Below are 13,392 nucleotides of genomic sequence, written 5' to 3' on the forward strand. Positions count from 1 at the left end.
GGTATATCGATGTGCCTCGCTTCTTAACGAATTTAAGCCATGAAAAGATGAACATCGTGAAACTTTTCATGTGCTTAAATGAGTTTAGCAGCGTGAGGCACATCAATATAGCGCGAGCGTGCCTGTAAGGGTATATGCCATGCCTCAGTAAAGAGTATATGTATGCCATTATGCAAATAAGTCTTTTACTCTGCAAATCAGAATTTCCTCCATTAAAATATTATAGCGCAAGCACAGCATACTACGCTATTTGACTAAAATAAACAAACATTTTATTCTTGTGTTAAATAGATATTTGGGTTATAATAAGAACATAACATATAAAATGCGTTGTAATAATACAAAAGGAGGGGTAAATTTATGGATGCATTGCTGTTATCGCGATGGCAGTTTGCCATTACCACCGTATATCATTTTCTATTTGTTCCAATTACGCTGGGATTATCCATCTTCGTGGCGTTGCTGGAAACATGTTATGTTCGTACGAAACGGCCTGTTTGGAAGGAAACTAGTCGCAAGCTGGTACGCTTTTTTGGCACTCTTTTCATTATTAATTTCTCTATGGGTGTAGTAACTGGTATTGTGCAGGAATTTCATTTTGGCATGAACTGGTCAGAATATGCTCGCTTCATGGGAGATATTTTTGGCGCTCCGCTGGCTTTGGAAGCACTGACAGCATTTTTTCTGGAATCTACCTTTATTGGTATTTGGATTTTTGGCTGGGATAAGCTGTCCGAAAAAGCCCATTGTATCTGTATTTGGATAGTGGCGTTTGCCAGCAACCTTTCGGCATTTTGGATTCTAGTGGCCAATTCCTTTATGCAGCATCCAGTAGGATATGCTATTAGCAACGGTCGGGCAGAAATGACAGATTTTCTGGCTTTAATTACCAATCCCTATGTTATAGGCGAATATTCACATACTCTGTTTTCGGCTATTGTAACAGCAGGCTTCCTTGTAATAACTGTTTCAGCCTGGAAGATTCTTCATGACGAGGTTTCCCGTCAGGCCTTTACTCAAACCCTGAAAGCTGGTGGCATCTTTATGCTATTAGGTCTGTTTGCAGCTATGGGCAGTGGTCATATGCATGCCCAGTATCTGGCCCAGGCCAATCCTATGAAGTTATCTTCCTTTGAAGCACTCTGGGAAACCGAGGATCCTGCTCCTTTTGCCATTATAGCTGATATCAACGAAGTAGAGCATAAGAACGATATGGAGATAACCATTCCAGCTATGTTTTCCATGATGCTGTACAATGAGCCATCAGGGGCTGTAACTGGTATTAATCAGCTGCAGGAGGAATATGCTGCCCAGTACGGTCCTGGGGAATATCGCCCTGATGTGACAGGCATGTTCTGGAGCTTCCGTATTATGATTGGCTTAGGTGGACTTATGTTGCTCTTAGCATTTGTGGCGGCCTACCTGGGTTGGAAGAAGTGTCCTATGAATTTTCCTATATTTTTGAAGCTTTTGCCGTGGCTGCTGCCACTGCCATTTATCGCTAACAGCGTTGGCTGGTATATTGCAGAAGGTGGACGTCAGCCTTGGATTGTCTTTGGTCTCCAAAAAACTAGCGAGGCTGTTTCGCCAAATCTGACCAGTTCTGATGTGTGGTTGACCATGGTAGGCTTTACCCTTATCTATCTGGTTTTGGCTATAGCAGCCCTTTGGATTGCTGTGGGCTTTATAAAGAAAACCCACATTGCCTTTGACGAAGGGAGGAAAGCATGATGGACCTCACTGTTATTTGGTTTATTCTAATAGTTGTACTCTTTACAGGCTTCTTTATTCTGGAAGGCTTTGATTATGGTGTGGGAGGGCTTATGCCTTTCCTATCTGATGATACCAAGGAACGGGGGGAGATTCTTCGTACTATTACCCCGGTGTGGGATGGTAATGAGGTATGGATGATTACTGCCGGTGGTGCCATGTTTGCTGCTTTTCCTCATGTTTATGCTACCATGTTCTCAGCCTTTTATTTGGCTTTGTTTCTGATGCTGGTGGCACTGATTTTGAGAGGTGTAGCCTTTGATCTGCGAGGTCGTCATGAATCTGTTGGCTGGCAGAAATTTTGGGATAGAGCTATTTGCTTCGGCAGTGTTGTTCCTGCCTTTCTTTGGGGTGTAGCGGTTACGGATTTGATTGCGGGCATACCCATCAATGAAAAAATGATTTATACAGGGGGCTTCTTTGACCTGTTAAGCCCATATTCTATTGTAGGGGGACTGGCTTTCCTGTTCGTTTTCCTCTATCATGGTGCTTCCTTCCTTACCTTGCGTCTAGCTAGAGAAAAGCTGATTGGACGTTGCCAGAGCATGGCTATGAAGGTTGGCGGTTTAGCCACTATTTTCTTTGTGGCTTGCATGGGATTGACTATGCAGTATACAGATTTGTTTACCAAGCCTGTGGCGGCTGTGGCACTTTGTGGTGCAGCTGTATTTTTCCTTGTAGCCCTTGGCAGCATGAAAAAAGGCAATGGCAAGGCTAGCTTTTGCCTGAGTACCTTGGCTATAGCAGCTACTACAGTAGCTTTCTTTGCAGGACTTTTCCCAAGATTGATGGTTTCCAGCCTCAATCCTGCCTATAGTCTGACCATTACCAATGCTTCCTCCAGCCCATATACTCTGTCTATTATGACGGTGGCAGCTGGTATATTTGTACCTATTGTTCTGATTTATCAGGCATGGAGTTATCATATTTTCCGTAAGCGTGTTACTCCTAAGGACGCTGAAGAACATTATTGATACAACGAGATATGAAAAAATGCTTCTTCTTCCAGACAATGGTTCACAACAAAGCCATTCTTGCTGGCTATGCCCTGTGTGAAACGGGGCGGGCCATGCTGATTGCAGCGGCTGCCTTTTGGGCAGCTACAGTAGTGGATGATGTATTTTTGCAGGAAATGGCACCAAGTGAAACGGCACCAGTTTTATTGATGGCAGCACCGGCTTTGCTGGTGCTGTTTCTTGTGCTTATTTTTTTGTATTTACTAGGCTTTCTGCTGAATTATCAGCAACAGGAGCTTTCTTATAGGGCTCGCAGCTTAGTAAGGGAAAAGCTTCATGAAAAAATTTTGTCTTCTATAAGTATAAAGGGGCAGGCAGGGGGCGAATTCATACAGATGAATAATCTCCTGCCTCTGGCTCTGGAGCAGGTAGATGCATTGGATTTATGGTTTACCAAAGTTCTGCCGGTAATTTTTGGGTTGGCTATTCACCTGCCCATTTTACTGATTATTTCGGCTGGGACCGATCCGATGACTGGATTGCTGATGCTGATTACTCTGCCTATTGCCCCTTTTCTTCTTTATCTTATAGGCCGTGTAAGCCGTGATGCCAGCAAAAAAGAATGGCAGAAGCTAACGGAGCTTTCTGCTGGTTTTGCAGAGCTTTTGCACACCTTGCCTACTGTTAAGCTTTTCCGTCAGGAGAGGAGATTGACAGAGACGGTGGCCAGCCTTAGTGAGAATTTTGCTCAGTCTGCCTTGCTGGTGCTGCAAATTACCTTTATTTCAGCTTTTGCCTTGGAGTTGATAACCACTCTCTCCATAGCCATTGTGGCTGTGAGTATAGGTTTGCGGTTGTTATATGGGCAGCTGACATTTTTTACGGCCTTTTTTGTCCTGCTGGTGCTACCGGAATTCTATCAGCCATTGCGACAGGCAGGAACAGCTTTTCATGGAGGTATGACTGCTTATACGGCGGAAACGTCCCTGGCAGAATTTTTGCATTCCAGGGAGGTTAAGGCAGAGGCCAATCTATCAAATGATTTGACTCAGGAGATGGGAGTAATAATAGGCCAGCATATAAGCTTTGGTTACGGAGCAGGATCTCTGCCGATATTGCAGGATAAGAGCTTTGTGGTACCTGCACAGCAAATTACCGTAATCCGGGGAAGCAGCGGCAGCGGCAAAACAACTCTTTTGCGACTTTGTGGAGGATTACTTTCCCCTACGAAAGGTATCTTAAGAAAGTCTAGGGTTCCTTTAAGCTACGTGCCTCAGGAGCCTCATCTATTCAATGGCACGTTGGCAGAAAATATTACCTTGGTATTTGCGGCTGATTCCTATAGTGCAGAGGAGCAGGCCAAAATACGTCAAGCCTTGGAGAAAGTTCAATTGCTTGCTTGGGCAGAGCAGCTGCCTCAGGGCATGATGACTCTTTTGGGAGAAGGAGGACAGAATTTGTCTCAGGGGCAGCGAAAACGTTTGGGCTTGGCCAGAGCCATTTATCAGCAACGGGATTTGGTTTTGATGGATGAGCCTACGGCAGCCCTTGATTCCGCTACCAGAGCTGAAATCATAAAGGTACTGTGGGAGCTGGCTCAAGGGAGAACCCTGCTTTTGGTTAGCCATGATGAGGATTTGCTGGCTCTAGCGGATAATATTATTTTGCTAGAGCCAGTGGAACAAAATTTAGAGGTGCAGATTGAAACTGAAGAGGAGGTGGTTTTATGAGATTGCTCCATTTACTGTCTCTGGTATCTCCTTGGGCATTACTGCTGGCAAGCCTGGTAAGCCTTGGGGCGGCAGCGGCAGGTATTTGCTTGTTGGGCTCCTCTGCTTGGCTGATTGCCTCTGCGGCTTTATTGCCTCCTCTTTCCGCCTTGGCATTAGGTATCACCGGTGTTCGTGCCTGTGGTATTTTTCGCGCCGTATTTCGTTATGGAGAAAGGTATATTTCTCACCGCCTTGCTTTTCATGGCCTAACTAAGATACGTGTAAGTCTTTACAAAAAAGCTGCTCTGCTGCTGCCCCTGCGGGGAGGTGTGGCCAAACAGGGAGAATTGCTGCATGATTTGTTGACTGGAGCTGATGAGCTAAGGGACTTTTTTGTGCGGGGGATGCTGCCGCCGGTGACAGCAGGTATTTTGACGGTTTGTATTACTTATTGGTTAGCTAGGCATACGGATTTATTTTGGCTTCTGCCCTTATTATTTATTTTACGCTTAGAAATTCCTTTCCTTATTTGGCAAAAAAGTCATCCTGATAGCAGACAGCTGGATGGTGCTTATCGCAGTGCCTTAATGGATATGGGAGCTGGGCTGGATGAATTGTATTTGGCAGGCTCAGCTTCGGCCCGTGGTATTCTCAGACAGGCGGCAGAAGAGAAGCTGCAGGGGGATAAAAAAGCTCGCCTCGTTAATGATAAAGGGGATACCTTGCTCAATATATTGGATGCTTTTGTAGTGATATTGCTTATGGCCAGTATGATTCCCGCTGTGGCATTAGGCGATCTTTCAGGTATTGATTTTGCAGTATATTTTTTGGTATTACAGACCCTTTTGCTTGAATTTCGCATGTTACCAGAAGCTATGCGTCAGATACAGTGCAGTAATAGGGCAGCTTGTTCCCTTTGGACTTCCCGGGAACAACAGGCAAATGGGGGGCAACGGGAGCAATTGACAGCTCATAAGCAATCATGTTCGCCAGAGCAAAAACAGGCTTTACTTTGGGTTGAGGATTTGTGCTTTTCCTATGGGCAGGGGCAGAATCTCCTATCTCATATTTCCTTTTCTATACAGCAGGGGCAGCATACAGCCATTGTTGGTGCCAGTGGCTCAGGCAAAACCACGCTGACACAGCTTTTATTAGGCGTTTGGCCACCTGATAAGGGCGGTATTTATTGGCAGGGCAAATCCTATCTGGCTATGGATGTGGAAAATATTCGAAAAAATATCAGTGCCATGCCTCAGGGCAGTGTACTTTTTGCTAAATCCATTCGGGAAAACTTCCGTATTTTATGTCCGGATATTGAGGAATCAGATATGTGGCAGGCCTTGCAGGATGCTCAGCTGGACACCGTTGTTAAATCCATGGCTCAGGGACTTGATACTCCCTTGGGACAGGATGCCTGTGATTTATCCGGGGGACAGCGGAGTTGTTTGCTTACAGCCCTTGCCATAGCAGGCACAGCGCCTTTGATTATATTGGATGAGCCTACCTGTGGATTGGATAAGCAAAGAGCTTTAAAGCTGATGGAATCCCTTTGGCACCGGATGAAAGCAAGGGAGCAAACCTTGGTGGTTATCACTCATGAGGAAGAACTAACTAAGAAATTTTCTCAGGTTATTCATCTTTAATCTTTGGGTGAAATAGTGTAAAATAATATCATTGAATGATGATATAAAGGAGTGCATTACATGTACTATATTTTAAAGATGCTTAGCTGGCTGGCCTGTAGATTCCCTATGAAAGCCTGTTTGAAGCTGGGAAATTTCTTAGGCAAGCTGACCTGGTTGGTGGTGCCAGAAAAGCGAAAAAAAATGGCCCGAGAAAATATTATTCGCTGTTTGCAGGTGGATGAGCAGGAGGCAGAGCGGATTGCCAAAGCCTCGTGGGTGCAGTTTGGCCCTATGATTATGGAGGTTCTGCGTTATCCAGATCTGATAAAGAATGGCAAAATGTATCAGCATGTGTCCATTGAGGGGCTGGAGTATCTGCTGGATGCGGTGCGGGCCGGCAAGGGGGGCATTATTGCCACCAATCACAGCGATAGCTGGGAAATTATGGGAGCGGCCTTGGCTCAATATGGTGTGCCTTTAGTGGGGGTGGCCATGAAGCAGAAGAATAGCCAGGCCAACCGGTTTATTTTGGAATATAGAGAAATGTCCGGTATGCATATTACCTACAAATCTGATGGGCGGGATATGCTGAAGATGATTAAAGATGGCTGGATGATTGGTTTGATTATGGACCAGGATCCTAGCTTGAAATACGGTATTATTCTGGATTTCTTTGGCCGGAAAACCAATTGTGTTACAGGGCCAGCCACTTTGGCAAGGATACAGAATGCCCCTATTTTTCCGGGACAGATTCAGCATCGGCCAGATGGGGGGCACCATATAACCATTTTCCCTCCAATTTATGTGGAAAGAACCAAGGATAAGCAGGAGGATATACGCCGTACCATGCAACAGCTATTGAATATTCTGGAGCAGCAGATACGGAACCATCCAGAGGACTGGTTCTGGCTCCACGACCGCTGGAAATCCGTTAGAAGCATTGGCTTGGATTAACGGCAGACAATTGAATATAAAATCAAGCCTCAAAAATTATGATTTTTGGGGCATTTTTTTGCATTTTACTAAAATCCCTGCTTTGATTATTGCTAAGAAAAATAAGTTGTCTTGGGAGCAGAGGATAGGTTGTGGGAAAATCTGTACATTTTGTCATAAATATGCTAGTATTAATATGTTGAGTTAGGTTTTCGGATGTTTTGATAAGTGAGGGATGGATTTGGCATTTCAGACAACAATTGCTGCGCCGGTAAGCTATACTGGTGTAGGGCTCCATTCCGGCAAGGATGTAACCATGAAGCTGCAGCCGGCAGAGGCTGATACAGGCATTGTCTTTACCAGAGTGGATTTGCCGGGACAGCCACAGGTGGAGGCCAAGGCAGAGAATGTAACCTCCACTCTGCGAGCTACAACTATCGAGGACAATGGCATCAAGATGTTTACCATCGAGCATGTTATGTCAGCTCTCCACGGAGCCGGTATTGACAATGTGGAAATCTGCATTAATGCAGAGGAGCCTCCGGTGGCAGATGGCAGCAGCCGAGAGTTCTTCCAACTGCTGCAAAAGGCAGGTATTCGTCAGCTGGATAGAGAGCGTCAGGAGATTGTTATAGATCAGCTTTATAGAGTAGATGATGGAGACAAATTTGTCTTGGCTCTGCCCTATGATGGCTTTCGGGTAAGTTTTACCTCTATTAATCCTCATCCTTTGATTGGGATACAGTATGGCGATTATGAGATTACTGAGGAAAATTACCTGAAGGAGATTGCTCCTGCCAGAACTATTGCCTATGAAAAAGAGGTAGAGGCTCTCCACAAGATGGGCTTGGGGCTAGGCGGTACCCTGGAAAACGTTATTGTTTATAATGATGAGGGTTGGATGAACCCATTGATTTATCCAGATGAGCTGGTAAGGCACAAAATCCTTGATTTGGTAGGGGATTTGCGCCTGGCAGGCATAGTTAAGGGCCACTTTGTGGCTGTAAAGTCAGGTCATGCACTGAATACAACCATGTCCAAGCTGCTTAAGGCAAAGCTGGGCAAATAATACATAAAATATGAAGAGAAGAGGTTTTTTTATATGGTATTGGAAATTGACGAAATAAAGAAGATTCTGCCCCATCGTGCTCCATTTTTGCTGGTAGATAGAATTATCGAAATTGATCCATTCAAATCTGCTGTAGGCATCAAGAATGTAACCTATAATGAGCCACAGTTCCACGGACATTTCCCTCACAAGGCTATTATGCCAGGTGTTTTGATTTTGGAGGCTATGGCTCAGGTTGGCGGTATTGCCATGCTTTATCCAGAGGAAAACCGTGGTAAGATTGCTCTGTTTGGTGGCATGGACAATATTAAATTCAAAAAGATGGTAGTGCCTGGCGATCAGATGATTATGAAAGCTAATCTTTTGAAGGTACATGGTGATTATGGCAAGCTTCATGCAGAATCCTATGTGGATGATGTGCTGGCAGCACAGGCTGATTTTACCTTTGCCCTGCAGAGACCAGAGTAAATGTTGTTCATAGTAGGCTGATTAATAAAGAAAATTGAAGAAATTCTTAGTATTTCTCGAAAAACAGTCGAATATAAGGAAATATAGCATACAACATATATGGTTTGTGCTGTGATTGTATACATGATAGTAGGTGTACTGACGATAGGTTTTTCGGGGGTACTAAAGGAGTTGTAATAAATGGCGGATAACTTTGATGTTACTGCAAAGATACATAATTTTGCGGTTGTTCATCCAAACGCAAAGATCGGTAAAAATGTGGAAATTGGTCCTTTTACCGTAATTGGCGAAAATGTAGAAATTGATGAAGGTACTATTGTTGGCCCAAGTGTGGTTATTACCGGCTGGACCAAGATAGGCAAGGATTGTCATATTTTCCAGGGAGCTTCCATTGGTGAGGAACCACAGGATTTGAAGTTTGCCGGGGAAAAGAGCTATACTGTTATTGGCAATCGCACCAAGATTCATGAATTCTGTACTATTCACAGAGCTACCGGCGAGGGAGAAGTTACCAAAATCGGTGATGACTGTCTGCTGATGGCTTATGTTCATGTGGCTCATAACTGTATTTTGGGCAACAATGTTATCATGGCCAATGCTGCTATGGTGGCAGGTCATGTGGTGGTAGAGGATAGAGCTATTATTGGCGGCAAGGCTGGTGTGCACCAGTTTGTCCGGGTAGGCAAGCAGTCCATGATCAGCGGTATGTCCCGCAATATTCACGATGTAGTGCCATATACTATTGTAGATGGCTTCCCAGCTAGAGCCTGCGGATTGAACAGTGTGGGTATTGCCAGAGCAGGTATTGCTCCTGCCAACCGTCGTCAGATTAAGCTGGCCTATCGTTTGCTCTATCGTTCCGGACTGAGATTGAAGGATGCTATTTCTGCTATTGAGCAGGAGGTGGAGTCCTGTCCGGAAGTTGAGCATATGCTGCAGTTCCTGCGGAATGCAGATAGAGGTATTTGCCGTCCTGCTGGTCATGTAGGTGATAAGAAGCAGGAGGATAAGTCTTCAGAGGCTGAAGAAGTAGAAGAATCTGAGGATTGATTTAGTTAGACAAAATTCGCTGGAGGCTGATTGTTTTTATGAAAAAAATAGGATTGCTGGCAGGTGTAGGCAGGCTTCCAGTGGAGTGTGCCAAGGCTGCGGCAGCCTTGGGCTATGAGGTTTATGCTGTAGGTCTTATTCCTGGTGTAGATCCAGAGCTGAAGGAATGTACTGCTGACTATACGGAGATTAGTGTAGCCAAGCTGCAGACAATTATTGATTATATGAAGGCCAAGGAGGTAACAGAGATTACCCTGTTGGGCAAGGTTACTAAGGAGCTTTTGTACAGTGGGGATCATGCTGCACCAGATATGCGGATGCTGGCTTTGATGTTTACTTTGCCAGACCGGAAGGACGATACTCTGATGTTGGCCTTTGTCAAGGAGTTGGCCAAGGATGGCTTAGAGGTTTTTGATCAGACTGCTCTTATTCGCAGCCTGATGCCAGCACCGGGAGTCCTTACCAAACGGGAGCCAACGCCACAGGAACAGCAGGACATGGAATTTGGCATGAAAATGGCTAGAGAAATCGGCCGTTTGGATGTGGGCCAGACTGTTGTGGTAAAGCAGCAGGCTGTAATGGCCTTGGAGGCTATTGAGGGTACTGATGCCTGCATTCGTCGTGGCGGAGAGCTGGCTAGAGGCGGTGCGGTAGTAGCCAAAACAGCCAAGCCAAATCAGGATTTGCGGTTTGATGTACCGGCTGTAGGCATGAAAACTATGGAAATCATGGTGGAGGTAGGTGCTTCTGCCCTGGTTATTGAGGCTGGCCGAACTCTGTTGGTGGAAAAGGACAAGGTGATAGCATTGGCTGAGGCTCATGATATTACTATTGTGGCAATGGAATAAGGGACTTGGGACGCGGCGGATGCAGCTTTGTATTCTCGCGTCTTTTGTGTGTTTTTTTGAGGGATTGTATGAAGATTATGTTGTCAGCCGGAGAGGCCTCCGGAGATCTCCACGGAGAAGGATTGGCTAAGGCCATTCATCAGCTAAAGCCAGAGGCAGAGCTTATCGGCTTTGGCGGCCCTAAAATGGCAGAAGCTGGTGTCCGCCTATGTGCAGATATGCGGGAATATAGTATAATGGGAGTATGGGAGGTTATCAAAAATCTATCCAGGATTTTTGATCTGCTGAAAAAGCTAACAAATTTTATGGCGGAGGAAAAGCCTGATTTGTTGGTACTCATTGACTATCCGGATTTCAATTGGCGTTTGGCTGCCAAGGCTCGCAAAATGGGGATACCGGTTTTTTCTTACATTCCCCCCTCTGCCTGGGCTTGGCGCAAAGGCAGAGCCAAAAAATGTGCCGCCTTGGCTAATGAGCTGGCAGCAATCTTTCCCTTTGAATTGCCTGTATATCAGGCGGCAGGGGCAAATATAAGCTTTCAGGGAAATCCCCTAATTGATATGGTAAAATCTACCATGACTGTGTCAGAGGCCAGAGAATATTTTCAGGTGCCTGCTGATGGAGAGCCGGTATTGCTTTTGCCAGGCAGTAGAAAGCAGGAGATTCAGGGCCTGTTTCCTACTATGCTGGAGGCAGCAGAGCTTCTGGCTAAGGAGCGTCCCCAGTTAAGGTTTTATGTGCCGGTGGCCTCCGGTATAGATGAAGGGGTATTGGCTGCTATGGCGGCGGAACACACTGTGGACATTCATTTTACCCATGACAAAAACTACGATTTGATGAATATTGGCAGCTTTGCTATTGCCACCTCTGGTACGGTGGTATTGGAAGCAGCTATTATGGGATTGCCCTGTGTGGCTTTGTACCGCATGGCTCCCCTTAGCTACGCTATTGGCAAAATGCTGGTGAAGATAGATAATTTTACCCTGCCTAATATATTGGCTGGCAGGGCTGTACAGCAGGAGCTGCTGCAGGATCAGGTTACTGGCTCCAAGGTATATGAGGCTGCGCGCCGTTTCTATGCAGAATCTGGCTACAAGGAGCAGGTATTGCAGGGGTTGCAGGAGGCTGTGGCCAAGCTAGGTGCTCCTGGAGCAACAGCCAGAGTAGCTCAGCGCATTGTGGCAGCTGCAGAAAAGTACAGCAGGACGGAGGACATTAGATGAAGAATTACATGCGATTGTTAGCATATATCAAGCCTTATACCAGACGGCTGGCTTTGGCTGTGGTGTGCATCATTATGGCAGCAGGAGCCAATCTGTATTTGCCTTGGATTATTAAGGATATGATTGATGATGTTCTGATGTCCAAGGATATGGTAATGCTGAACTTGATTGCTGCCGGTATTCTGGTAGTAATGTTTACTCGTGGTGTATTTTATTACGGCCAAAGCTATTTGGTTTCCTATGTAGGCCAGCGGGTAATCATAGATGTTCGCAGCGTGTTGTTCCGCAAGTTCCAGCGGATGCCTCTGTCCTATTATGATAAGCAGCAGACTGGTACGGTAATGAGCTATATTACCAACGATGTAGCGGTAATGCAGAGCGCTATTGTGGACAATCTTATTGAGCTGGTAACTGAGGGATCTATTCTCATTGGTTCTCTGGCCATGATGATTTATCTGGATTGGAAGCTTAGCCTGCTGACCTTGATGACTATTCCTCTGGTTGGTTTTGCCATGAAGATATTTGGTCGGAAGCTGAAGCGTTCCAGTACCGTCATTCAGGAGCGGGTGGCGGAGATTACTTCCCTGTTGCAGGAAAGCATTTCTGCTATTCGAGTGGTAAAGTCCTTTGTGCGGGAATCTTACGAGATTAAGCGCTTTGAGGAGCAGAACTGGCGTAATTTCCAGGCTGCTATGAAGAATGTTAAGCTAAGCAGTCTGCTGACTCCAACTGTGGAATTTTTAGCAGCTATTGCCGTTACCTTTATTGTCTGGTTTGGTGGCTATGAGGTTGTAAACGAAGTTATTACTGCCGGTGAGCTGGTAGCTTTTCTAACCTATGCTGTCAACTTGGCCAACCCTGTTAAGCGCTTGTCCAGAGTATATGCAGCTATTCAGAAGGCTATGGCTGCAGCAGAGCGTGTTTTTGATATTATGGATTTGGACGAAAAGATTACCGATGTGCCAGGTGCCAAGCCACTGCCTCCTATTAAGGGCAAGGTGGAGTTCAAGGACATTACTTTCTCCTACAAGGAAGGTCAGCCTGCTCTTCAGCATATATCCTTGAAGGCGGAGCCTGGACAGATGATAGCTTTGGTAGGTCCTAGCGGTAGTGGCAAATCTACTATTGCTAATCTGATTCCTCGCTTCTATGATGTGGATTCCGGTGTAATTACCATTGATGATCATGATATTCGGCAGGTAACAGCAGATTCCCTGCGGGAGCAGATCGGTCTGGTGCCCCAGGAAACCATGTTGTTCAGCACATCGGTAATGGAAAATATCCGTTATGGCCGTTTGGAGGCTACTGATGAAGAGGTTATTGAAGCTGCCAAGGCCGCCAATGCGGAGGAATTTATCAAGGAGCTGCCAGAGGGATACGATACCAAGCTAGGAGAGCGTGGTTTGAATCTTTCTGGTGGTCAGCGTCAGCGTCTGGCTATTGCCAGAGCAATTCTCAAGAATCCAAGAGTTTTGATTTTGGACGAGGCTACCTCTGCACTGGATACTGAAAGTGAAAAGATTGTGCAGGATGCCTTGGATAATCTGATGGTGGGCAGAACCTCCTTTGTAATTGCCCATCGTCTTTCTACTATATTTAATGCAGATCAGATTTTTGTAGTGGAAAATGGACATCTGCGGGAGCATGGTACACATGAGGAGCTGTTAGCGGCAGGTGGCTTGTACAGCAATCTGTACAACATTCAGTTCCGTCAGAACCAAGAAGGATAAGGAGACGC

At 45.6% G+C, this 13,392-nt stretch carries 11 protein-coding genes; all 11 read left to right on the forward strand.

Annotated elements, in window-relative coordinates; translation table 11 throughout:
• Window positions 1-360: 360 nt before the first annotated feature.
• The 11 genes from I6E26_RS07045 to msbA all read left to right on the forward strand — a co-directional run bounded on the left by I6E26_RS07045 (window position 361) and on the right by msbA (window position 13,384).
• Window positions 361-1,731 (forward strand): cytochrome ubiquinol oxidase subunit I, encoded by a 1,371-nt coding sequence (locus I6E26_RS07045; RefSeq protein ID WP_235321145.1) that lies wholly within the window; start codon window positions 361-363, stop codon window positions 1,729-1,731.
• Window positions 1,731-2,744, forward strand: a complete 1,014-nt coding sequence (gene cydB / locus I6E26_RS07050) for a cytochrome d ubiquinol oxidase subunit II (protein WP_235321186.1) — start codon at window positions 1,731-1,733, stop codon at window positions 2,742-2,744. Before I6E26_RS07045 ends, cydB begins: the two co-directional genes overlap by 1 nt.
• The gene (locus tag I6E26_RS07055; protein WP_235321146.1) at window positions 2,741-4,456 is read left to right on the forward strand and encodes an ABC transporter ATP-binding protein/permease; all 1,716 of its coding nucleotides are present in this window, start codon (window positions 2,741-2,743) and stop codon (window positions 4,454-4,456) included. Before cydB ends, I6E26_RS07055 begins: the two co-directional genes overlap by 4 nt.
• Window positions 4,453-6,081, forward strand: coding sequence for an amino acid ABC transporter ATP-binding/permease protein (locus I6E26_RS07060; protein WP_235321147.1), 1,629 nt, complete (start codon window positions 4,453-4,455; stop codon window positions 6,079-6,081). The genes I6E26_RS07055 and I6E26_RS07060 overlap by 4 nt, the downstream gene beginning before the upstream one ends.
• Window positions 6,082-6,141: 60 nt before the next feature.
• Window positions 6,142-7,017, forward strand: coding sequence for a lysophospholipid acyltransferase family protein (locus I6E26_RS07065; protein WP_235321148.1), 876 nt, complete (start codon window positions 6,142-6,144; stop codon window positions 7,015-7,017).
• A 214-nt stretch (window positions 7,018-7,231) separates the two neighbouring features.
• Entirely contained in the window at window positions 7,232-8,065 is an 834-nt protein-coding gene (gene lpxC / locus I6E26_RS07070; RefSeq protein ID WP_419179914.1) for a UDP-3-O-acyl-N-acetylglucosamine deacetylase, read from the forward strand.
• A gap of 33 nt (window positions 8,066-8,098) precedes the next feature.
• Window positions 8,099-8,533, forward strand: a complete 435-nt coding sequence (gene fabZ, locus I6E26_RS07075) for a 3-hydroxyacyl-ACP dehydratase FabZ (protein ID WP_235321150.1) — start codon at window positions 8,099-8,101, stop codon at window positions 8,531-8,533.
• Window positions 8,534-8,713: 180 nt separating this feature from the next.
• Window positions 8,714-9,583: an acyl-ACP--UDP-N-acetylglucosamine O-acyltransferase gene (lpxA, locus tag I6E26_RS07080; RefSeq protein WP_235321151.1), complete on the forward strand. Its 870-nt coding sequence runs from the start codon at window positions 8,714-8,716 to the stop codon at window positions 9,581-9,583.
• Window positions 9,584-9,621: 38 nt separating this feature from the next.
• Window positions 9,622-10,431, forward strand: a complete 810-nt coding sequence (locus I6E26_RS07085; protein ID WP_235321152.1) for an LpxI family protein — start codon at window positions 9,622-9,624, stop codon at window positions 10,429-10,431.
• A gap of 68 nt (window positions 10,432-10,499) precedes the next feature.
• Window positions 10,500-11,654: a lipid-A-disaccharide synthase gene (gene lpxB, locus I6E26_RS07090; protein WP_235321153.1), complete on the forward strand. Its 1,155-nt coding sequence runs from the start codon at window positions 10,500-10,502 to the stop codon at window positions 11,652-11,654.
• Window positions 11,651-13,384 carry a lipid A export permease/ATP-binding protein MsbA gene (msbA, locus tag I6E26_RS07095; protein ID WP_235321154.1) on the forward strand — a complete coding sequence of 578 codons (1,734 nt, stop codon included), beginning with the start codon at window positions 11,651-11,653 and terminating at the stop codon, window positions 13,382-13,384. Before lpxB ends, msbA begins: the two co-directional genes overlap by 4 nt.
• The last annotated feature ends 8 nt before the right edge of the window (window positions 13,385-13,392 follow it).

Origin of the sequence: Anaerovibrio lipolyticus, assembly GCF_021531495.1 — a bacterium.
GTDB lineage: Bacteria > Bacillota > Negativicutes > Selenomonadales > Selenomonadaceae > Anaerovibrio.